At 67.2% G+C, this 21,546-nt stretch carries 19 protein-coding genes; 3 read left to right on the forward strand and 16 right to left on the reverse strand.

The annotated features are described in order from the left end of the window. Positions 1-52: 52 nt before the first annotated feature. The 7 genes from DTA22_RS12575 to DTA22_RS12605 form a co-directional block, all read right to left on the reverse strand. Positions 53-901 carry an ACT domain-containing protein gene (locus DTA22_RS12575; RefSeq protein ID WP_112299617.1) on the reverse strand — a complete coding sequence of 283 codons (849 nt, stop codon included), beginning with the start codon at positions 899-901 and terminating at the stop codon, positions 53-55. Between the two features lie 249 nt (positions 902-1,150). Further along, positions 1,151-2,491, reverse strand: a complete 1,341-nt coding sequence (locus DTA22_RS12580; protein WP_112299618.1) for an MFS transporter — start codon at positions 2,489-2,491, stop codon at positions 1,151-1,153. A 110-nt stretch (positions 2,492-2,601) separates the two neighbouring features. Beyond that, positions 2,602-3,006, reverse strand: a complete 405-nt coding sequence (locus tag DTA22_RS12585; protein ID WP_037241866.1) for a RidA family protein — start codon at positions 3,004-3,006, stop codon at positions 2,602-2,604. Then, positions 2,999-3,727: a hypothetical protein gene (locus tag DTA22_RS12590; RefSeq protein ID WP_112299619.1), complete on the reverse strand. Its 729-nt coding sequence runs from the start codon at positions 3,725-3,727 to the stop codon at positions 2,999-3,001. Before DTA22_RS12590 ends, DTA22_RS12585 begins: the two co-directional genes overlap by 8 nt. Then, the gene (locus DTA22_RS12595) at positions 3,724-4,728 is read right to left on the reverse strand and encodes a membrane dipeptidase (RefSeq protein ID WP_112299620.1); all 1,005 of its coding nucleotides are present in this window, start codon (positions 4,726-4,728) and stop codon (positions 3,724-3,726) included. Before DTA22_RS12595 ends, DTA22_RS12590 begins: the two co-directional genes overlap by 4 nt. Next, positions 4,728-6,446 carry a hypothetical protein gene (locus tag DTA22_RS12600; RefSeq protein WP_112299621.1) on the reverse strand — a complete coding sequence of 573 codons (1,719 nt, stop codon included), beginning with the start codon at positions 6,444-6,446 and terminating at the stop codon, positions 4,728-4,730. Before DTA22_RS12600 ends, DTA22_RS12595 begins: the two co-directional genes overlap by 1 nt. Continuing rightward, a complete protein-coding gene (locus DTA22_RS12605; RefSeq protein ID WP_112299622.1) occupies positions 6,443-7,924 on the reverse strand; it encodes an aldehyde dehydrogenase family protein in 1,482 nt (493 codons plus the stop codon). Before DTA22_RS12605 ends, DTA22_RS12600 begins: the two co-directional genes overlap by 4 nt. Positions 7,925-8,034: 110 nt before the next feature. Here DTA22_RS12605 and DTA22_RS12610 point away from each other — a divergent pair, with 110 nt between their 5' ends. Continuing rightward, the gene (locus tag DTA22_RS12610; protein ID WP_037241856.1) at positions 8,035-8,934 is read left to right on the forward strand and encodes a LysR family transcriptional regulator; all 900 of its coding nucleotides are present in this window, start codon (positions 8,035-8,037) and stop codon (positions 8,932-8,934) included. 4 nt (positions 8,935-8,938) lie between these two features. Here DTA22_RS12610 and DTA22_RS12615 read toward each other — a convergent pair whose 3' ends face one another. The 3 genes from DTA22_RS12615 to DTA22_RS12625 form a co-directional block, all read right to left on the reverse strand. Then, on the reverse strand, positions 8,939-10,975 hold the full coding sequence (locus tag DTA22_RS12615; protein WP_112299623.1) for a neutral/alkaline ceramidase: 2,037 nt from the start codon (positions 10,973-10,975) through the stop codon (positions 8,939-8,941). Positions 10,976-11,139: 164 nt separating this feature from the next. Beyond that, positions 11,140-11,868 (reverse strand): acetoacetate decarboxylase family protein, encoded by a 729-nt coding sequence (locus DTA22_RS12620; protein WP_112299624.1) that lies wholly within the window; start codon positions 11,866-11,868, stop codon positions 11,140-11,142. Continuing rightward, entirely contained in the window at positions 11,865-12,716 is an 852-nt protein-coding gene (locus tag DTA22_RS12625) for an SDR family oxidoreductase (RefSeq protein WP_174233794.1), read from the reverse strand. Before DTA22_RS12625 ends, DTA22_RS12620 begins: the two co-directional genes overlap by 4 nt. 141 nt (positions 12,717-12,857) lie before the next feature. Between DTA22_RS12625 and DTA22_RS12630 the strand changes: the two genes are divergently transcribed. Then, positions 12,858-14,033 carry a cytochrome P450 gene (locus DTA22_RS12630; protein ID WP_112299626.1) on the forward strand — a complete coding sequence of 392 codons (1,176 nt, stop codon included), beginning with the start codon at positions 12,858-12,860 and terminating at the stop codon, positions 14,031-14,033. 65 nt (positions 14,034-14,098) lie between these two features. Here the strand turns inward: DTA22_RS12630 and DTA22_RS12635 are convergent, their stop codons facing one another. After that, a complete protein-coding gene (locus tag DTA22_RS12635; protein ID WP_037241832.1) occupies positions 14,099-14,980 on the reverse strand; it encodes an aldo/keto reductase in 882 nt (293 codons plus the stop codon). 66 nt (positions 14,981-15,046) lie between these two features. Between DTA22_RS12635 and DTA22_RS12640 the strand changes: the two genes are divergently transcribed. Then, the gene (locus DTA22_RS12640) at positions 15,047-15,871 is read left to right on the forward strand and encodes an HAD family hydrolase (RefSeq protein WP_112299627.1); all 825 of its coding nucleotides are present in this window, start codon (positions 15,047-15,049) and stop codon (positions 15,869-15,871) included. A 51-nt stretch (positions 15,872-15,922) separates the two neighbouring features. Here the strand turns inward: DTA22_RS12640 and DTA22_RS12645 are convergent, their stop codons facing one another. The 5 genes from DTA22_RS12645 to fadD3 are packed head-to-tail and all read right to left on the reverse strand — an operon-like array spanning position 15,923 to position 21,511. After that, positions 15,923-16,972: an acyl-CoA dehydrogenase family protein gene (locus tag DTA22_RS12645; protein ID WP_112299628.1), complete on the reverse strand. Its 1,050-nt coding sequence runs from the start codon at positions 16,970-16,972 to the stop codon at positions 15,923-15,925. Next, positions 16,969-17,937 (reverse strand): acyl-CoA dehydrogenase family protein, encoded by a 969-nt coding sequence (locus tag DTA22_RS12650; protein WP_112299629.1) that lies wholly within the window; start codon positions 17,935-17,937, stop codon positions 16,969-16,971. Before DTA22_RS12650 ends, DTA22_RS12645 begins: the two co-directional genes overlap by 4 nt. Then, positions 17,934-19,094, reverse strand: a complete 1,161-nt coding sequence (locus DTA22_RS12655; RefSeq protein ID WP_112299630.1) for an acyl-CoA dehydrogenase family protein — start codon at positions 19,092-19,094, stop codon at positions 17,934-17,936. Before DTA22_RS12655 ends, DTA22_RS12650 begins: the two co-directional genes overlap by 4 nt. After that, positions 19,095-19,967, reverse strand: a complete 873-nt coding sequence (locus DTA22_RS12660; RefSeq protein WP_005254492.1) for an enoyl-CoA hydratase — start codon at positions 19,965-19,967, stop codon at positions 19,095-19,097. After that, complete coding sequence (gene fadD3 / locus DTA22_RS12665; RefSeq protein ID WP_037241820.1) at positions 19,964-21,511, reverse strand: 3-[(3aS,4S,7aS)-7a-methyl-1,5-dioxo-octahydro-1H-inden-4-yl]propanoyl:CoA ligase; 1,548 nt, start codon at positions 21,509-21,511, stop codon at positions 19,964-19,966. Before fadD3 ends, DTA22_RS12660 begins: the two co-directional genes overlap by 4 nt. Positions 21,512-21,546 lie beyond the last annotated feature (35 nt).

A 21,546-nucleotide genomic window follows, 5' to 3' on the forward strand; every position in this document is an offset into this window, starting at 1 on the left:
CACCGTCGTAGTGTCTCTCGCACCGTGGCCGTCGTCCGGGATGTCCGCAAGATCACGTGGCAGGCCCGGCGAGTCCCCCCGAGTTCGTGGTCGCGCGGGTTCGCTGCGCCAGTTCGCTGAGGCGACGAGCGCGGGCGATCTCGGCCGGTGTGAAAGGCTCGTCCGCCGGCCGCACGAAGACGAGCGGCTCACCCTCACCCGACGGGATCGCAACGGACGCCGCCGTGGTCGGATGGTCGCTCACGCGCGAATCGACGTACTGGGCGCCGAGGAGTTCCGCGATCGACAGGGGCAGTTCGGAGGGATCGGCGGCTACGCGCGACGCCAACGTCAGTGCCTTGGTCTGGCCGTCGATCAGCGCGAGCGCCGACGCCGGCCAGATGCCCACACTGCTCCCGCCTCCAGCTCGGACGGCATGCGCGAGCGCGTCCGGCGACGTCTCGCGGCACGCGCCGACGATCAACTCGTCGAGCGAACCGCCGTCCAGGTGATGGACGTGCACGGTCAGGATGTTCGCGTCCAGCTTCGCGAGGTTGTGGGCCAGCGATTCGAGCTGTCCCGGTTGGTCGCTCACCCGGACGCGGATGCGCCAGAGCGACTGCCCGGTCGGGAGAGGGCCGTGCTTGCCGTCGGGCGGACCGTGCAGCCAGCCGCCGAGCAGTCTCATCGCCGACGGCTCCACCACCCAGATCACGAGCACCGTGGTGCTGATGGTCAGGACCGTGACGGTCATCAGATAGGAGGCGTGGAAATGAACGACCAAGGCATGGAGCGCTAATTCGACGGGAAAGACGGCGCACAGTTTCGCGAGCGCCAGGCGGACGCGACGGGGGTGCGGAAGCCGACCGCACGCCTCGCACGCGTTGACATGAACTCCGGGTTCCCTCTCGGCATCGTTCATGCCTCCACTGTCGTCCCGAAGTATTGCCGGGTAGTTTCATCGCACGGTCGGTGGTGTGACGGATGAACGTGAAATGTGTTGGGGTGCAACGCTGATGTGGTGGGCGAGACACCGCGTCACCGCGTGTGATCGGGCGCACCCTTCGCGGTGGCCGATGCGCACCGGGCATGGTGACGCCGCTGCCGCCGGGGACTGTCGACCGGCAGCAGCGGCGTGATCAGGAGCGTTCCGCGCAGTGATCGAGAGCGCTCAGCGCAGTGAGGCGGCGTCGCTCAGGTCCGTTCCCCGGGTCTCCGGGGCCATGAGGAAGCTGACGAGGGCTCCCACCCCGGCAATGCCCGCGGCGATGTACATCGTTGCGGAGAGTCCGAGATTGGACAGCGCCCACGGGGTGGCGAAGGTGCCGATCGCCGCGCCGATCCGGCTGATGCCCGTGCAGAGGCCGACCGCAGTGGCCCGCACCTCGGTGGGGAACAGTTCGTTGGGGTAGATCCATTCGAGGATGGAGGGTCCGCCGTTGAAGAGCGCGTAGATCGCGAACGCGAACGCGATCACCCACAGGCCTGCGTCCGGCTTGATCGCGAGGAACAGCAATCCGAGACCGGAGAGTACGAACCCCCAGATCAGGATCGGCCGGCGACCGAGTCGATCGACGAGCAGCAGTGCGACGATGTTGCCGATGAGGAAGAACAGGTTGATGAGCCCGTAGCCGATGTGGGCCAGATTTCCGGAACCGAGGTTGAAGAGTTCGAGGATCTGCGGCCCGAATGCGTAGATGGCGAACAGGGTCACGATCGTGCACGTCCAGAAGATCGAGATGAAGACGACCCGCTGCAGGTACCCTCCGCGCATCAGTCCGCGGATCGAGGTGGTCCCTTCCTCGTCGGGCAGATCGTCCAGGGTCGCATCGTTTCCGATCGTCTTTCGCAACACCGTCAGTGCCTCCGCGGAACGTCCCTTGCTCAGAAGCCAGCGTGGCGACTCGGGGATGCTCGTCCGCGCGATCACGATCAGGGTGGCGGGGACTGCCGAGGACAGCAGCATCCATTTCCATCCGTCGGGATGGTTGAGCAGAAGGTAGCCCACGAAAGCGGCGGTGGTAGCGCCTACGAACCACATGGCATTCAGGCCGCCGACGAGTTTGGCGCGCCAGGCCTTCGGTGCGAACTCCGTCACCAGGGCGGTGGCGATGGGGTAGTCGGCGCCGACTGCGATGCCGATGATCAAACGCAGAATGAACAGTTGCATTTCGTCCGCCGCGAAGAATTGCAGCACCGAGCAGACGATGATCACGATCAGGTCGATGGTGTACATCAACTTTCGGCCGATCCGATCGGTCACTGCGCCGAACACGGCGCCACCGAGGAAGACGCCGATGAGAGCCGATGACCCGATGAGGCCGGCCCACAGCGCGCTCATGTCCCATTGCGCCTGGATCTGAACCATCGCGATGCCGATGATGCTGAGGATGTAGCCGTCGAGAAAGGGTCCGCCCGAGGAGAAGAGGGCGAGTTTGGCGTGAAAGCCGTTGAGCCTGGCGCTGTCCAGTGTGACGCCCGATCGGGCGGTGACGGTGGTGTCGAGGTTCATCTGAGGAATCCCATCGGGGGTGTGGGCTTGAGGGTCGGTCCCCACGTGATGTGGTTGCTGCCACATTAGGAAGTGAATCAGCGGCGCGGAATTACCAATCTCCTACCAATTCATGCTCCGTGCTTATCAATTCGGTGGTCGACGGCCGCGACCGCGTCGATTTCGATTCTCTTGCTGCCGCGGAAGCGTGCAACCTCCACGGTCGTCCGTGGCGGTAGCGGAATCCCTTCCAGTCGATCGAGATACGCGGTGTTGTATTCGTCGAACTCCGAGAGATCGGCCAGGTACACCGTGGTCTTCAGGAGCGTGTGCAGGCCGCCACCCGAAGCCAGGAGCGTCGCTTCCAGATTGTCCAGTGCGACCTTGACCTGCTCTCCGATCGCGGCCGGGGTCTGTCCGTCCGCGGTGGTGGGGATCTGCCCGCACGCCCAGATGGTGCCGGCGAACACGGCGGCTCTCGAGTACGGTCGTTCGATCCCGTGCGGATGAGCGACGAGTTCACGCTGGTCAGTCATGCTGGGCCTCCGGAACGAGAAATCGCCTGCCGAGTGCGTACGCCCGCGACCACGTCGCGGTGTCGACGAAGACGCCGTAGGAGACGGCGTGGCGGTATCGCGTCTCCCGTTCGGCGGCGGTGTGGACGGGACGGGACGAGTTCGCGGCGAATGGTGCCGTCCAGACGAGCGTGCCTCTGTTGGATTCTGCGCCGCATTCGAACGTGACGGCGACGTCGCGGTACATGTCGCCGGCGGCTGTCACGACCGTCGCGCGCCGCTCGTGGTCATCGAGAGCGACCAGCCACAGTGTCGTGCCGGACCGGGAGGCGGCGCGGAGGGCGTACCAGTCGGCGGCCTCGTGGTCGTCGATCCCTGACAGCAGGACCGGTCGTGCTTGCGACAGCGCGAGGTCGACCGCCAGGGGTCCCGACAGCAGGCCGCTCCGGGGCGAGTGGTCGACGATGTCGACAGCGGAGCTTTTCGACAGCGTCGCACCGGTGGGACCGCTCGACGGATCGAGCCGGTCCAGCGTGTCCAGGAGAGTGTCGATCCCGGTACGCGCGTGGAGTTGCATCGCCGTCACGGTGTCGGCCGCGGCGCCTGCCTCGCCCGAACTGACACCGGCCGCGTACAGGGCGCGGAAAGCGGTCTCGCGAACCTCACGTACCGCCAACCTGATTCGGTTGTTCGTGGTGGGGAGTGTGTCGCGCTCGGACGTATGAGTGAGCATGTCGGTCATCGGCGTTCCTGTGTCTCGTGCAGGCCGGGAAAGACGTCGTCGAAGAGCCGCAACCAGTTCTCGCCGAGAATCTTCGCGATGGTCTCGTCGTCGAGTCCGACATCGTGCAGGCACTCGGTGAGAACCGGGAAGTCGGACGGGCCGGAAAACCAGTTCGGCCACATCGGCCACTCGGGTTCGACCGGATTCTGGCTGGGCGGGCGCCAGCGACCGTTGCGCAACCACGCGACGTAGTCCTCCGACCAGTTTCTGGTGCAGTCACTCCCGATCGCGACGTGGTCGGGCCCGATCTGGTCGACGAGTCGCGCGACCATGACCGCGAAGTCGGAGCTGGAGGTGGTTTCCCCGCCGAGAACGTTGGGGTAGAGGCAACATCCGATCACGCCGCCACGGGCCGCCAGCGCATCGATGACCTCGTCCGGCTTGTTGCGGGGGCTGTCGACGAACCACGTCGGGTTCGAATGGGTGATCGCGATAGGCCTTTCGGATGCGTCGATCGCATCCAGGCAGGTACGGTTTCCGACGTGCGAGAGGTCGACGAGCATCCCCACGCGATTCATTTCGCCGATCAGTATTCGCCCGAACGCGGTGAGTCCCGAGTCGTGCTCGTCGTAGCAGGCGCCGCCCGCCAGGTTCTGAATGTTGTAGGTGAGTTGCGCGACACGAACGCCCAATCGATGGAAGATCTCCACCATCCGGTAGTCGTCCCCGAACGGCGAGGAGTTCTGGAACCCGAGGAGTACGGCGATCCGGTTGTCCCGCTTCGCAGTGCGAATGTCTTCGGACGTCTCCGCGAGGGTGACGATGTCGTTGTTGTCGGCGGCGAGTTGATACCACTGCGCGACGGCGCCGAGAGTGTCGGTCGGCCCGTCCCACACCGCGCAGGTGGCGTTCACACCTGTGACACCACCGGCTCGGAGTTCCTCGAGGACCTTCCGGTCCCAGTTGTTGATCTGAAGACCGTCCACCACCAGCAGGTCGGAGTGAGTGAGCGTGTGCACTAGGAATCCTTTCGCGGCTTGCGGGTGAAGATCCAGTCGTCGTCGACTCCGGCGGCGACGTCGTCGGCCCGTGGGGCTCCCGAGTAGAGGGTCACGCGGAGCCAGTCGGTCGATTGCGGGCTGTAGTTGTCCATTCCGTACATCGCCAGCTGGAATCGCTGCAGATTCAGGGGAAGGAACTTTTCGGCGAGCAGGTTGTCGTGTGCCTCCGAATACGGGACGTCGGCGAGTGTCTGGACGCGGGCGACGATTCCGCGGTGCCACGGGTGCTCGACGAGAAAGGCGGCGACCGGCGTTTCGTCATGCGTCGACGCGAGATCGCGGTCCAGAGCGGCGACGGACCGGGCGATGTCGATCGGATGCTCGACGTTCTCGCCGGGATCGATACCTCTGCGTCCGCGACGCGGCTCTTCGTTGTTCTCCGAGGAGAACCAGAAGTGGGTCAGCTCGTCGGGATCGTCGAAGTCGAAACGCCGCACCCACGCGTAGCGTTCTCGCACGACGGAACGCAACTGGGCGCAGGTCTGCGCGGGATCGACGTCCTGCCGTTGATCGCAGCACAGCAACTCCTCGACCTCGGCGTCGAGTTGAGGATGTACCTCGACGATCACGCTGTCCATGACACTGCGGACTTCGGGGCCGAATGTCGCCGCCTGCTCGTGGAGTTCCCGCCACGCATGTGTCGTTGCTTCGCCGCCGATCGTCCCGCTGTCGATGTACTCGGCCAGCATGGCCCGGAGTGGTTCGAGCTGGGACGAGAGTTCGCCGCACGGGACGAAGGGCGCAGTCGCCAGGTCTGCACGTTCGCGGAAGTAGTGGGTGGCTCGCTCGAGCAGGTCACCGGCAGTGTGGATGCGCCGATCGGCGGGTGTGGTCGCCTGTGCCAGGGCGTGCGCGAGTGGGAGCTCGCGCGTGGCGCACCAGGCGTCGAGCACGTGCGGGTGGTTGATCACGTAGGGCACCATGCCGAGACCCGTGGCGTTGCCCAGCCCGAGGTAGCGTCGCCAGTCTCCGGACAGCCGCACCGACAGAGGGTTTCGGGCGCGGGCACAGTGCTCGACGAGGTCGTAACTGAGCTCGCGCAACAGCCAGGCGGTCAGCATGTGTGCCCGGTAGGGGAGACGCAGAGGATGGCCGGCATCGAGCCGATCGAAATCTGCGAGCCCGAACTTTCCGTTGCTGTAGAACGCGGTACTCCGCAGAATGTAGGCGGCATCGCCCATGGTCGTGATGTCCGGTTGAGTGCCCTCGGAGAGGCGGTCGACGACGTAGTCGAAGAATCGGGCACTGCGGTTTGCCCGCGTCCAGATGAGAGTGCCGTCGTCTGCCCGGCCTTCTTCCTGACGCGGTACCTGCGAGCGCAATGCGTTCGCTCGGCTCTCGGTCAGCGGTCCCTCGATCAGGGCGCCGGTGACGTCCCAGGCCTTGGCGATGACACGATCGGTTCGATCGCTCTCGATGAGGGTCGTCGAGAACACGACGAATCGCACCTCGTGTGAACCGATGACGACGCGGTACACGATCTCGCCGCGGCCGGCATCATCGACGTCCCAGCGCTCGCGTTCCACCCGCCAGTTCTGCGCGGCCGCCGTTCGGAGGAAGGACCGGGCGAAGCTGTGCCGGGTGTAGCGTGCCGCTCCCATGTCGGCCGGGTCCAGGACCTGCTCGGGCGATCGCGCCAGGGTCTGTGTCCGGCGGAGGGTATCGGTCGGCCTCATGCGTCACTCCTCGGCGTTCCGGTGCGGGCGTAGGCGATCTTGCTCCAGGTGAAGAACTCGGCACTGGTTGCCGCATTCTGCTCACGGGGAGCAGGGAAGGAGGAGTCCTTGAGTCCGCCGAAGGGAGCATGGAGTTCGGACCCGGTGTTGGGGGCGTTGACTTTGATCAGTCCCGCTTCGAGGTCACGAATGCAGCGTCGAACTGCGCGCTCGTCACACGTGAACACTGCGGCGGTGAGGCCGAAGGGTGTCGCGTTCGCCATGGCGATGGCCTCGTCGAGGTCCTCCGCGCGCAAAATCGTGGTCACCGGTCCGAACACCTCCTCTCGGCAGATGGTCAATTCGGTGGTGCCGGCGAGCAGAGTGGGGGCGACGAAGGCGGCACCCGACGTGGGGAGTGGTGCGCGCGCCAGCAATTCGGCGCCCTCGGACAGCGCCTGGTCGACTGCGGCCGTTACCTCCTTCGCCGCGCGGGACGAGACGAGCGGGCCGATCTGCGACTCGGGTGCCAGTCCGTCGCCGACCACCAGTTCCTCGACGCGGGCGACGAGTTCGGGAACGAGTGCGTCGTAGGCGTCGCCGACCGCGATGATCCTTCGCGTCGCCGTACATTTCTGACCGGTGCTTCCCATGGCACCGGCGATCAGCACGGCTGCTGCGTCGTGCGGATCGACGTCGGGGAGCACTATTGCCGCGTTGTGCCCGCCGAGTTCCATCTGGACCTTGGCGCCGCGGGGGACGGCGGCAGCCTGGATCGACCTGCCCACCGGTACCGACCCGGTGAAGGTGACTCCGGAGATCTCTTCCCGGGCAACCAGTTCGGCGCCGATCGGGCCCGGTCCCAGGATCATGTTGAGGACACCTGCCGGGACACCCGCTGTGGCAAGGACTTCGGCAAAGGCCGCGGCGACCGCAACTGTGTCGCTGGCGGGTTTCCAGACGACGGTGTTGCCCCAGAGCAGTGCAGGCGCCAGCTTCCAGGCCGGGATCTGGAGCGGGAAGTTCCACGGGGTGATGGCGGCGACGACGCCGAGCGGGCGCCGGACCGTCCGGATCACCTCGTCGGGATGGGACGAAGGGTAGGTGGCGCCGTCGGCGTTCCTGCCCTGCGCTGCGTGGTAGTAGAGGGTCTCGACGGTGGCCCCGACTTCGGCGCGCGACTCGGGGAGGGTCTTGCCCTGCTCTCGGGTCATCAGCTCCGCGATCGCGTCCGCACGTTCGGCCAGGATCTCGGCGGCCCGGCGAAGGACCAGTCCGCGGGCGATGATCCCGCGGTCGTCCCATTCCCGCCGAGCCGACACTGCGGCGGTCACCGCTGCGTCGAGGAGGCGGGTGTCGGCGGGATGGTATTCGGCGACCGCGGTCTCGTCGGCCGGGCTCGTCGTCGTGGTGACCGGACCGTCGCCGTCCACCCATTCACCGCCGATCAGGTGGCGTAGAAAGTTGTCCGTGTCCGGCGCGGTGACGTGGTGCTCCACTGCTGACTCCTCGAAGGCATGGTAGTTCGGTGCCTTCAACGCTAGGCCGGGCACACACCGCGCAGAAGTACCTATTGTCAACCGACTGATAAGTTGCAAGTATCAATCGCGTGGAACTGCGGCAGCTTCGATACTTCGTCACGGTGGCCGAGGAGATGAACTTCAGGCGCGCTGCGGAACGCCTGCACATCGCGCAGCCGGCACTGAGTCAGCAGATCAGCAAGTTCGAGAAGGAACTGCGAACCACCCTGTTCGAGAGAACCACGCGACGCGTCGAGCTGACCGACGCGGGCCGGGTGCTCCTGGACGAGGGCCGACGCGTCCTCGCGGAAGCCGATCACGCGCTGGCGGCAGTGGAGCAGGTCGCGCACGGTGAGGTCGGGCTGCTGCGCATCGGCTTCGTCAGTTCCGCGGCGCTGAGGATCGTCCCCGCCACGGTGCTCGCCCTGCAGAAGGCATGGCCCGGTGTCCAGGTCGAACTGTCCGAGTCGACGACCGACCGTCAGCTGTCCGGGATCGCCGACGGAATTCTCGACATCGGACTGGTGCGTGAGGTCGACCGTGCGGAGGGCATCGTGGTGCGCCCGCTGACCCGCGAGCCGCTGCTGGTCGCGATGCACTCTTCGCATCCCTTCGCGAACCGGACGTCGGTGCGGCTCGTCGAATTGCGCGACGAACGGTTCCTCACCTTTCCGCGAGGCCAGGTTTCGCGACTCTACGACCACATCGCCGCCCTGTGCCACCACGCGGGCTTCCGGTTGGAGGCCGCCCAGGAGGCGCTGCAGTTTCCGACTCTCCTCGGGTTGGTCGCCGCGAACACCGGCGTCACCATCGTCCCCGCCAGCCTCAGGGCCCTGCACCTACCGGACCTGCGGTACGTTGCGCTCTCCGATCCGCAGGCGGCCTCGACCGTCTCGGTCGCGTATCGCGCCGACAGACAACAGGTCCCGGCGATCCGGCATTTCCTCGACGTCGCATCGTCCCTCGACCTGACGGACGAAACCCGATAGGCGGTTATCCGACCTCGAAGTCGTTCGACGTCCCGGTGAATGCGGTGATCGCGCCTGCCGCGTCGCGGCTGTTGCCGAAGTGCTGCACACGGTAGCGACCGGCGGGGGTACCGTCCGGGACGTCCCACGTGATGCGCGCGAGCGACTGGTTCGGCCCGGTGCGCGTCCAGCTGTACTTGGTCGACCAGTCGCCGTCGTCGGCGTGACGCACCCAGCCGTCGCCGACCCGGCGCTGGATCTCGAGGAACGTGCCACGTCGGCGCGCATCGTTCCGGGGGTGGCCGGTGACGAACTCGACCGCGATCTGTTCGCCCGCCGACACTTTCGCGGCGGGCTGGGTCAGCACGTCGCCGAAGACGCGGCTTGCGGGCGGTTCGTCGCGGTCGATGCCCGGACCGAGGTAGGGCTGGAACTGCGACAGGTCGCGGGGTGCCGGGCCGCGGGGAACGTCGCGGCCGGTGCGCAGAGCGTCGGCCAGTGCCGCGAACCCCTGCTGGTACGCGGGCAGCGTGTACCGGCCGAAGAGGGTCGAGCCGCCCTCGTACTGCTGCGCGTCGTACTCCTGCGGGGTGGTGCAGTAACTCGCGTACGAGTTGGCGTAACCCTGGAAGATCACGTTCTCCAGGGGCACCCCGAGTCTGTCGGCGACGGTGCGGCGGATCCGCAGCCCGGATACGATCGTGAATTCCGCTGGGCCGCCCACGACATACACGCCGCCGATGCGGATGATCTGAATCTTCAGCACGTGCGGAACCCACCCGTCGGGTGGCAGCAGACCGACGGCCACCAGCACGAGTTTCGGGGCCTGCGCGTCCTGCAGCCACTGCGGGATCGGCGCGTCCATCCCGCCGAGTGCGTCGACGAGCGGGTTGGTGGTGCCCTCCGGGAAGATCGGGATGGCCGGACCGTCCTCGGTGCTGCCCGCGCTCATGGCGGCACCGACACACGCGGGGGACGTCCGGTAGGTGCGGCCGTCAGGGGTGTATTCGCCGCCGACCTCCTGATTCGCCATGTCGAGGTACATGATTCGGCTGTCCATGCCGCCGGTGAGGGACTCCGACGCCGACTCCCACGCCGTCCGGGCGGCCTCGACCTGCCGCTGCCCGATGATGCGGGTGTTCTCGAACTCGTCGTCGGTGGGACCGTGGCCGGGCCGGAGGTCGAGGTTGGGGGACATGTCGCCGGTGTTCGTCTGCGGGAACGCGGCGACGAAATGCGGCTTCCGATCGTCGAGGTAACGGACACCCTCGTGGTCGTGCTCCCAGAAGTAGGCGGCCGCACCCTTGTTGTCGCCGGAGATCAGATGGTTCGTGTCGGTGAGCGAGGCGCCGTGGGTGGGGAACCAGTTGATCGCCCCGACGTCTCTACCGCCCTGCGTGATTCGCAGGACCCGCATCGACGTGTCGATGCCCAGGGGGTAGTAGTCCCTGTCCTCGGCGGGGTTGCGGTCGAACGCGATCCGCGAACGGTTGACGCTGGCATCGGTGAGTTCGCTGCGGCCGTACGACACCGAACCGGGAGTGAGGGAATCGTGCGCGGCGGTGATCGCCTCGACGATGCCGCCGACCTCGGCGTCGAACACCTGACGATTGTGGCCGAGCACGGCGAGGTTGTAGGCGTAGTCGTGGGAGGCGCCGCCGCACGCCGCGTGGGAGTGCACCGCCGTGAGCATGACGTTCCGCTCGGTGTACAGGTCGCCGTGGAGTTCCGCGAGCCGGGCCAGCACGGCGTCGTGCACTGACTGGAAGATCATACAGACGTCGACGCAGACGTAGACCACACGCTGCCGGCCGGGCTCGGCGAACACGAACGCCCGCGCACGGGTTCGCTGATGCAGTCCCTCGGCGCGCTGCTCGAAACTGGAGTACCCCATCATCCCGACGTCGGCGACCGGTCCGGTGGCGTCGGAAATGCCGACACCGACGAGGAATTCATCCGAACCGTCGGTGCCGGGATCTGCGGCCGCCGTCCCGGAACCGAGCGCGGCGAGCGCCGGAGTCAGCGCCGCCCCCGCGAGCACGCTGCGTCGTCTGATCTGCACTACCGATCGTCCTTTCGGCGGCCGCCCCCCCGAGGGCGGGTGCCACGAATTGGTCAAGCGTCCAGAACCGTAGCCGGTATTGGACCCCAGTTCGGTAATCGGCGCAACCCCACCCCACGTGAGTGGCAAAGCGTGCCCGCGCACACTTCGCCACTCACGTGCGGTCAGACGGGCTGCGCGTCCCCGAACGTCATCTTCAACTCGGGGATCGAGGACGTGACGAGAGCACGTTTCGGAAGTCCCAGCGACCGCAGTTCGTCGGCGATCGGGTGGCTGCCCAGTTTCAGCTCCGCGCCTCCGGGCCGGGAGCGAACCCCGGTCGGGCTCATGTCCCAGGTGGTGAACCGGGTGAGTCCGTCGAGGTGCGAATAGGCGGCGAGCGACGTGCCGGCCCCCGAGCCCGGTACCGGGATCCCCTGCTTGACGCTCAACTGGGCGATCAGCCGACCGCCCTGACTCACCGAACCGCGCTTGACGGAACCGGTGTGGTCTACGTCGAAATCGGCCAGGACCTTCGGAAAACCCCAGATACCGCGGCCGGCGGCCAGGGTGAAGTCGCCGTCGACCGGCAGCTGATGAATCAGAGCACCCGCCCTGCCCCGGGCCAGCGCCTTCAGGTCCTTCGGGACCGAGGCACCGTCGGAACGGTGGTCGCGGACGAGGAACGCCACCCCGAATTCGTTGTACGGGCCGAGGTCGCCGTCCGCGTAGTCGACGAACACGAGAACACACACTCCGCGTCCCGGCCGGAACTGCAGGATCTCCAGTCCGGTGTAGTCGATCAGCGACTGGGCGGCGACGGTCGGCACCGAATACATCGCCATGAACGCCGACGCGGCCCGGATCTCCACGGGCATGTCGACCTGCTTGCCGAGAACCTGATGCGACGTCACGGCGCGACCACCCCGCGCAGACCGTCGGCGCCGAACATGGGCTCGAACATCGACCCGAAGTCGGGTCCACGACGCAACATCTGGCCGCCGTCGACGTTGATGATCTGACCCGTGATCCAGGTGGAGTCGGGGCCGAGGAGGAATTTTGCCAGTGCGGCGATGTCGGTGACCTCGCCGACCCGTGCGATCGGGGTGTTGGCCAGATAGTCGTCGAGGACGGGTCCGCCGTCGGTGATGAGCGCGACGAGGTCGGTGCGGGTCAGGCCGGGGCGGATGCAGTTGACGCGGACGTTGCTGGCCCCGAGTTCGTCGGCGGCGAGTTGCGTCAGGTTGTCGACTCCCGCCTTGGACGGACCGTATGCGCCGAACCAGCGGTGCGTATTGCTGCTCGCGATCGAGGAGATGGTGACGATGGAACCGCCGCCACCGGCGACGAGCGCCCGGGCGGAATGCTTGATCGTCAGCATGGTGCCGGTGACGTTCAGGTCCACGGTCCGCCGCCACGCATCGACGTCGAGTTGGGTCACGGGTCCCACCGATTCGTTCCCGCCTGCGCACGTGACGACGCCGTCGAGCAGCCCGGTGCGCTCGCCCGCCTTGGCGACCGCGCGGACGACGTCGTCTTCGTTCGTGACGTCGGCGGTGACCGTGTCGACCGTCCCCGCGGGATCGTCGGCGGTGATCTGCTCCGCTGCGCGTGCCAGCTTCTCCTCGTTGCGACCACAGATCGTGACGTGGACGCCCTCGGCGGCCAGGGCGGTGGCTATGCCCAATCCGATGCCACTGCCGCCGCCGGTGACGAGCACGGACGTCTTCGCGAGCCCGCTGCTGCCGTCGTTGGTAACCACGTACACCTCCAGTTAATAGAACTCGTGCCAATTCTCGAGTCGAGGATCTGCGAAAACTGTCGCTATACCACTGCGTCATAGTAAGAACACGTTCTATTATCAGGGCACGAACGGCGGGATTCAATGCTGAGGAGTACCTCGATGACGGACAGGCCGGAGTTCGATCTGATCGACGGACGGTTCTACTCGGGCGAGCTCGGCGACCCGCGGCAGGCCTACGCGTGGATGCGCGCCCACGAACCGGTGTATCGCGCGGACGGGATTCTCGGCGCCGCGTCGTACGAGGCCGTCCTGGCGGCCGAACGCGACCCCGAGTTGTTCTCGAACGCGGGCGGAATCCGGCCCGGGGTGGGCCCGCTGCCGCAGATGATCGACATGGACGACCCACAGCACCTGCAGCATCGCCGACTCGTCAACGCCGGCTTCACCCGGAAACAGGTGGAAGCGAAGATCGGCCGAATCCGGGAGATCTGCGATCACCTCATCGACGCCGCCTGCGACAAGGACGAAGTGGACTTCGTGCGCGATCTGGCCGCGCCGCTCCCCATGGCGGTCGTCGGCGACATGCTCGGGGTGCGACCCGAGGAACGCGACACGTTCCTGCAGTGGTCCGACGACCTCATGAACGCGCTCGGCAGCAACGCCACCCCGGAGGAACTTCAGGCACAGGCGAATGCCTACCTGGCATTCAACGAATTCACGCTCCGCACCATCGAGGAGCGGCGGCAGAATCCGACGGACGACCTCACCAGCATCCTCGTGCACAGCGAGATCGACGGGCACCGGCTCAGCGACCCGGACATCGTCGGCGAAACCCTGCTGATCCTGATCGGCGGCGACGAGACCACCCGGCACGTCCTCAGCGGTGGCATGGAACAGCTGATGCGTCACCCCGACCAGCAGGAGCGCCTCGTGAACGACCCAGACGGCATCCCGGCGGCAGTCGAGGAGATGCTGCGCTGGTCGTCGCCGATCAAGAACATGTGCCGCACCGTCACCCGCGACGTCGAATTCTTCGGAACCGCCCTGCGCGAGGGCGAGAAGATGATGCTGCTCTTCGAATCCGCCAACTTCGACGACGCGGTGTTTCACAATCCCGAGGTGTTCGACATCGAACGGTCGCCGAACCCGCACGTCGCGTTCGGTTTCGGTACCCACTTCTGCCTCGGCAACCAACTCGCCCGGCTCGAAGCGAAGATCATGTTCGAGCAACTGCTGTCGCGGCTGCCGGACATGGTGCTCGTCGACGACGGCCCACTGCGGCGTCGCCCCGCCAACTTCGTGTCCGGTCTCGAGGAGATGCCGGTGAAGCTCTAGGCGCTTCGCGCCCGTGCGCCTTTTGGTAGCTGGAGCAGCCAAAAAGGCGCACGGGCCCGGAGGGCCTACTCCGGTGCGCCGATGTTCAACTCATTCGGGTGGGCTCCGACACGGGTGCCGTCGTCCATCGTCTCGATCTCGCTGAGGTCCTGCTCGCTGAGCTCGAAATCGAACACGTCGATGTTCTCGCGGATCCGCGACTCGTGGACCGACTTGGGAATGACGATCAGCCCGCTCTGCAGATGCCAGCGGATCAGCACCTGGGCCGCGCTCTTGCTGTGCCGGTCGCCGATGCGGGTGATGATCGGATCCGTGAGCAGCGTGTTCGGCTTCGAGTCGTCACCCCACCCCGAGTTGCTGGTGCCGCCGAGCGGGCTCCACGATTCGACGGCGATGCCGTGGTCGACGGCGAACCTCCGGATCTCCTGCTGGGCGAGATGCGGATGCAACTCCACCTGATCGACCGCCGGTACGACGCCGCCGCGGTCGATCAGCAACTGCAGGTGACGCGGTTCGAAATTGCACACACCGATCGCCTTGGCACGACCGGACTCGGCGATCTTCTCCAGCGCATCCCACGTGCGGAGGATGCGGTCGTCGTCCTGCAGCGGCCAATGGATCAGGTACAGGTCGACGTAATCGACGCCGAGACGTCCGAGGCTGGCATCGAACGCTTTCAACGCCGGCTCGTAGCCCTGGTCCGCGTTCCACAATTTGGTGGTGAGAAAGATGTCTTCGCGGGCGACTCCCGAGTTCGCGATGCCGCGGCCCACACCTTCCTCGTTGCCGTAGGCGGAGGCGGTGTCGATGTGCCGGTAGCCCGCCTCGTCCAGGGCGAACCCGACGGCGTGTTCGGTCTCGTCGTTGTCCGCCTGCCAGACTCCCAGGCCGAGCTGCGGGAGGATGGTTCCGGAATTCAGCACGATGCTGGGTACTCGAGGACTCATGCTGTCCAGGCTATCGACTGTGGTGGGGTCATGAGGGGTACATGCGCTGCCTGGCATCATGCGGAGGTGACGCAAATTCGGTTGTTGGCGACGGACCTCGACGGCACCCTGCTGCGATCGGACCGCACGATCTCCCCGCGCACCGCGCAGGCCATGGAGGACGCGCGACAGTCGGGGGTCGAGGTGGTGTGGGCGACGGCCCGCGCCAGGCATTCGGTGCACGAGCTTGCGCAGTCGTGCGGATTCCGCGGCAAGGCGATCTGCGCGAACGGGGCGGTGGTCCTCGATCTGGCCGACGGAACCCCGGTGATCACGACGACGACGACCATCGCGATGGCGTCGGCCGCGGCGGCGATGGACCGGGTGCGGACGCTGATGCCCGGTGTCGTGTTCGCGAACATCGGCCCGACCCGCTTCGTCGCCGAACCGGCGTACGCGGCGTTGTGCGAGTTCGCCGACCACCACCGGCACCCGCACGAGATGACGCTGTCGGAGCTGCTGCCCGACATCGACGAGCCGATGGTGAAGATCGTCGCGCGGCACCCGGAGGTACCCAGCTCGGAGCTCTACCGGGCGGCGGTGGCGGCGGGTGTCGACGGCGTCGAGCTGACGCATTCCGGCGCGCCGTACGTCGAGATGGCGGCATCCGGTGTGTCCAAGGCGAGCGCGCTCGCCGAGCTCTGCGCGGTCGACGGGATCTCGTCGGAGGAGGTCGCCGTCGCCGGGGACGCCATCAACGACGTCCCGATGCTGAGGTGGGCAGGCACGGCGCTGTGCCCGTCCAACGCGCTGCCGGAAGTCCTCGCCCTGGCCGACCACGTCCTGCCCAGCAACGACGAGGACGGGGTCGCCAGCTACCTCGAGGCGCTGGCAGGCGCTCCGCGCCCGTGAGTGCTTGACGAGTGCAGAGACTCGTTAACCACGCACGGGCGGCGAAGCCGCCTACAGCCCGGCGGCGGTAGCGAGCTCGGGCAGGTACTCCCGCGGCTGCCCGAACAGCTGTGCACTCCCGTGCGCACGTTTGAAGTACAGCTGCGCGTCGTGTTCCCACGTGATCGCGATGCCGCCGTGCAGCTGGATGGCCTCGGCCGCGACGTGCTGCAGCGCCTCCGAGCAGTACACCTTCGCGATGACGGCGTCCTCGTGCGTCCCCGACAGCGCCGCGGCGTACGACATGGACCGGGCCGTCTCGACGAGGGCGTACATGTCGGCCATGCGATGTTTGAGCGCCTGGAACGACCCGATGGCCCGTCCGAACTGCTTGCGCGACTTCGCATACTCGACCGTCTGCTCCAGCGCCGCGGACGCCGCGCCCACCTGTTCCGCCGACAATGCGATCAGCGCGACCGTGCGCAACTGCTCGACGAGGTCGGTGGGGGAGACGAGCCTGCGCGCCGCGACTCCGTCGAAGACCACCTCCGACAGCGGACGCGTCGGGTCCATCGCCGGGACACGGCGACGCGTCACGCCGTCCGCCGCCGCGTCCACCTCGAACAGGCCTTCGGACGTGAGAACCAGCAGCACGTCCGCGACGTCACCGCCGAGCACGTACGACGCCGTCCCCGACAGCGTCTCTCCCGACGCGGTGACCCCGAATCCGGACCAGCCGTCCGCGTCTGCCCAGCACAGCGCGGCCACCGAGCCTGCCGCGATGCCGGGCAGCAGTCGGGCACACGCGTCGTCGTCCCCCGACAGCACCAGCGCCTGCGCGGCCAGCACGGCGCTGCCCAGCATCGGCGACGGCGTCAGCGTGCGGCCCAGCTCTTCCTGCACCACATGGACTTCCAGCAGCGACGCCCCGACGCCGTCGTACTTCTCCGGCACGGCCAGCGCGGCGACGCCGATCTGCTCGCACAGCTTCGACCACAGCGTGTCGTCGTAACCGTGGTCGGTGGTGATAGCCCGGCGGACGGCGGCCGAGTCGGAGTGCTTACCCAGCAGATCCCGGACCGACGACCGGAGCGCGGCCCGCTCCTCGTTGTCGAAACTCATGACGCCTCCACGAGCGAATCGACGACGCGACCGCGGTGGAACGCCGGCGTTCCCCAGGCCGTGACCAGCGCCCGGACCTTGGTGAGCCACAGCGAGAGGTCGTGCTCCTGCGTGTACCCGATGGCACCGTGCACCTGCAGCGCCACCCGCGCGGCCCGGTACGCGGCATCCCCGCACGCGACCTTCGCCGCCGAGACGTCCCGGGAACTGTCGACGGACCCGTCCCGCACCGACAGTGCCGCACCGTGCAGCAGCGGCCGCGACATCTCCAGCCCGACCGCGACCTCGGCGAGGTGGTGTTTGATGGCCTGGAACTGCCCGATCACCTTGCCGAACTGCTTGCGCTGCTTGGCGTAGTCGGTGGTGACGTCGAGCAGGGTCTGCCCGAGTCCCTGCAGCTGGGCGGCGGTGGCCAGGGCGCCGAGATCGAACGCGGGCGCGAAGTCGACGTCGCCCAGCGTGTCGCTCGCGGTGAGAGGGAACAGCCGTCGCGACGGATCCACCGAGTTCTGCGCCGCCCCGGTCTGTCCGAGGCTCACCGTCGCGCCGTCGACGAGCAGAACCAGGTCGGCCGAGTCGGCATCGACGGCGAACGGCACGTTCGGGGCGGCGGCGACCGTGGCGAGGGAACCGGAAGCCAACGCCGCCAAGCGGTCCGGGGCCACCTGCGCGAGCAGGGCCGGCGCGACCGCGACGGTTTCGGCCACCGGCCCGGGAACGGCATGACGTCCGAGTTGTTCGACGGCCACGACGAGGTCGACGGCGTCCGCGCCCAGGCCGTCGTGTTCGTCCGCGATGAGCAGTCCGTTGACGCCGGTCTCGGCGAGACGCTGCCACACCTTCAGGCCCGGGCCCGTGTCGCCGGTGTTCCACGACCGGATCACCGACGGCATGTCGGCCTTCGACAGCAGGGCGTCGATGCTGGACGCGAAGTCCTGATGGGAGGAGTCGAGTGTGAATCTCATCGATCCGCCTTCGGTAGGCCGAGCAGCCGCTCGGCGATCACGTTCTTCTGAATCTCGTTGGTGCCGGCGTAGATCGGACCGGACAGGGAGAACAGGTAGCCGTCCATCCAGTTGTCCGCGAGCTCCGCCGAGGCGCCCTGCAATTCGAGTGCCGTCTCGTGGGTGGCGATGTCCCACTCCGACCAGAACACCTTGTTGATCGACGATTCGGCACCCAGTTGCCCGCCGTCGGCCAGTCGGGTGACGGTGCCGAACGTGTTCAGCTGGTAGGCGCGGGCGCCGATCCAGGCGTCGGCGACCTTGTTTCGCAGGGCCGTGTCGTCGGTGCGTCCGCTGTCCCGGAACAACTCGACCAGCCGGTCGACGGTCGCGAGGAAGCGGCCCGGGCTGCGCAGCGACAGTCCGCGTTCGTTGGACGCGGTGCTCATCGCCACGCGCCAGCCCTCGTTCACGCCGCCGATCACTCCGGACTCGCCGGGGTTCGCGGGGTCGTCCGGGACGAAGACGTCCTCGAGGAAGATCTCCGCGAAACCGGGCTCGCCGTCCAGCTGATCGATCGGGCGCACGGTCACACCCGTCGAGCGCAGGTCGAACATGAAGTAGGTGATGCCCTTGTGCCGCTGGGCGTCCGGGTCGGACCGGAACAGCCCGAAGCCCCAGTCCGCGAAGCTCGCCCGCGAACTCCACGTCTTCTGCCCGTTCAGCACCCAGCCACCGTCGACGCGCCGGGCCGTGGACCGGAGCGACGCGAGGTCGCTACCCGACTCCGGCTCCGACCAGGCCTGCGCCCAGATTTCGTCGGCGCGGGCCATCCGCGGCATGATCCGGGCCAACTGTTCGGCGTTCGCGTGCTCGAACAGCGTCGGGGCGAGCAGGAAGATGCCGTTCTGACTGACGCGTCCGGGCGCACCCGAGCGGTAGTACTCCTCCTCGAACACCACCCATTCCAGCAGCGACGCGTCCCGTCCGCCCAGTTCCTCCGGCCACGACACCACCGACAGCCGGGCGTCGGCGAGGGTGCGTTCCCACTCGCGGTGCGCCTCGAAACCCTCGGCGGTGTCCATCGACGGCAGCGGCTCGGCGGGAACGTTGTCGCGCAGGAACGTTCGGACCTCCTCGCGGAAGGCGACGGTGGCGTCGTCGAACTCGAGATCCACTTACTTCGCCCCTTCGTTCGAGTTGCGTGCACTGGCCGCCATCGACTTGGCATCCATGCCGCCGAGCGGATCGGTGTCGATCTCGGCGTTGTGCGCGTGCGCGAAGTGGTGGAGGCCGAAGACGGAGTCCATTCCGTTCCGCATGCCCATCTGGTCCTCGCACTGGTTGACGGCCTTCTTGGTGAGCGCGAGACCGAACCGGGGCATGGCGGCGATGCGTCCGGCGATGGCGAGGGTCTCCTGCTCCAGGTCCTCGCGGGGCACGACACGGTTGACCATGCCCACCTCGTACGCGCGCTGCGCGGTGAACCGGTCGCCGGTGAAGAGGATTTCCTTCGCGAACCGCGGTCCGAGCATCCACGGATGCGCGAAGTACTCGACCCCCGGAATGCCCATACGTACGACCGGATCGGAGAAGAACGCGTCGTCCGACGCGACAATGAGGTCGCACACCCACGCCAGCATCAGGCCGCCGGCGATGCAGGCGCCCTGGATCATCGCGATGGTCGGCTTCGGGATTTCGCGCCAGCGACGGCACATCCCGAGATAGACCTCCATCTCGCGGGCGAACCGCTGGTCGCCACCCGGCTTGTCGACGTGGTCCCACCACATCACGGCCTTGTTGTCGTAGTGCACGTGATGGTCGCGGCCCGGGGTGCCGATGTCGTGCCCGGCGCTGAAGTGCTTGCCGTTGCCGGCGAGGACGATCACCTTCACGTCGTCGTCCTCGACCGCGCGCTCGAACGCGGCGTCGAGGGCGTACGTCATCACCGAGTTCTGGGCGTTGCGATAGTCGGGGCGGTTGAGCGTCACGAATGCGACACCGTCACGCACCTCGTAGGTGACGACGTCACCCTCGTCCGGAACCGTCATTTCTTCTCCTCACGCAGAACGTTTTTCATGACCTTCCCGGAGGGGTTCCGGGGGAGGGAGTCGACGAAGCGCACCGACCGGGGCACCTTGAAATTGGCGAGTCGCTCCTTGCAGAACGCGACCACGTCGTCCTCGGCGAGCGTGACGCCCGGCTTGGCGACCACGTAGGCCCGTCCGACCTCGCCCATCCGCTCGTCGGGAACACCGATGACGGCAGACTCCGCGATGCCGTCGAGTCGGGCAAGGGCGTTCTCCACCTCAGCGGGATACACGTTGAAACCGCCGGAGATGTACATGTCCTTGAGGCGGTCGGTGATGTCGACGTAACCGCGGTCGTCCAGGGTGCCGACGTCGCCGGTGTGCAACCAGCCGTCCGCATCGATGGTCTTGGCGGTCGATTCGGGGTCGTCGAGGTAACCGAGCATCACGTTCTCGCCGCGTACCAGGATCTCGCCCTGGTCGCCGATCCGGACCTCCATCCCGGGGATGGCGCGGCCCGACGTGGTCGAGACGGTCACCGGGTCGTCGTCGGTCCGGCACATCGTGACCACCACCGCCTCCGTCTGACCGTAGGCGGTGAGGACGGCGTCGAAACTCAGCTCCGACTGCATCCGTTCCACCAGGGCGACCGGCACCGCGGCCGCGCCCGTGATCGCGACCCGCAGGCTGGACAGGTCGTACTTCGGCCGGTCGGGGTGGTCGAGGATCGACTGGAAGATCGTGGGGGCGCCGGGCAGCACGGTGATCTGCTCGTCGTGCACGGTCGCCATCACCCTCGGCACGTCGAACACCGCCATCGGCACCACCGTCGCCCCGTTCAGCAGGCACACCAGGAACCCCGCCTTGTATCCGAAGGTGTGGAAGAACGGATTGATGATCAAGTAGTTGTCGTCGGAGGTGACCTCGGCGCACTCGCCCCAGGCCTGCGCGATGCCCACCGACTGCCGGTGTGCACTCATCACGCCCTTGCTGCGGCCCGTGGTGCCCGACGTGAACATGACGTCGGAGACGTCGTCGGGGGAGACGGCGGCCGCTCGGGCGTCGGCCTCGGCGCGGGTGTCCTCGTCCGCGAGTGCGAGGAAGTCGTCGAAGGCGAAAACGCCGGGCAGCTCGACGTCGCCGCCGTCGACCGGAACCCGGACGACCGTCGGCAGGTCCAGAGTGCTCGACTCGTCGCGAAGTGTCGCGTACCGGTCGGTGCCCAGGAAGTTGCCCGCGACCACCAGGGCGGTGGTCTTGGTGCGCTCGAGAATGTCGAGGGCCTCGGTGGCCGTGTACCGGGTGTTGATCGGGACGAGGGTCGCACCGGCGTAGTGGATGCCGAGTGCCGCGACCACCCAGTGATACGTGTTGGGCGACCACACCGCGACATGGTCGCCGGGCCGCACGTCCTGTGAGCTGAGTGCTGCGGCGAAATCGCGGACACGGTCGTGCAGTTGTGTGAAGGTCAGACGGACGTCGCCGTCCGCCACGGCTGTGAGCTCGCCGAATTCGCGTGCGGCCCGTTTCAGGGCGGACGGGGTGGTTGTCGGTTGTTCGGTCACTGGGCTCCCTACCTACCTAGCAAGTGCTTGGTAGG

The sequence above is a fragment of the Rhodococcus wratislaviensis genome, assembly GCF_900455735.1.
GTDB lineage: Bacteria > Actinomycetota > Actinomycetes > Mycobacteriales > Mycobacteriaceae > Rhodococcus_F > Rhodococcus_F wratislaviensis.

Coding starts and splice junctions, on each gene's coding strand:
- DTA22_RS12645 (WP_112299628.1), bottom strand. CDS start 16,972: ATGAGTTTCGACAACGAGGAGCGGGCCGCGCTCCGGTCGTCGGTCCGG.
- DTA22_RS12660 (WP_005254492.1), bottom strand. CDS start 19,967: ATGACGGTTCCGGACGAGGGTGACGTCGTCACCTACGAGGTGCGTGAC.
- DTA22_RS12600 (WP_112299621.1), bottom strand. CDS start 6,446: ATGAGGCCGACCGATACCCTCCGCCGGACACAGACCCTGGCGCGATCG.
- DTA22_RS12585 (WP_037241866.1), bottom strand. CDS start 3,006: ATGACTGACCAGCGTGAACTCGTCGCTCATCCGCACGGGATCGAACGA.
- DTA22_RS12635 (WP_037241832.1), bottom strand. CDS start 14,980: ATGAGTCCTCGAGTACCCAGCATCGTGCTGAATTCCGGAACCATCCTC.
- DTA22_RS12590 (WP_112299619.1), bottom strand. CDS start 3,727: ATGACCGACATGCTCACTCATACGTCCGAGCGCGACACACTCCCCACC.
- DTA22_RS12580 (WP_112299618.1), bottom strand. CDS start 2,491: ATGAACCTCGACACCACCGTCACCGCCCGATCGGGCGTCACACTGGAC.
- DTA22_RS12630 (WP_112299626.1), top strand. CDS start 12,858: ATGACGGACAGGCCGGAGTTCGATCTGATCGACGGACGGTTCTACTCG.
- DTA22_RS12575 (WP_112299617.1), bottom strand. CDS start 901: ATGAACGATGCCGAGAGGGAACCCGGAGTTCATGTCAACGCGTGCGAG.
- DTA22_RS12650 (WP_112299629.1), bottom strand. CDS start 17,937: ATGAGATTCACACTCGACTCCTCCCATCAGGACTTCGCGTCCAGCATC.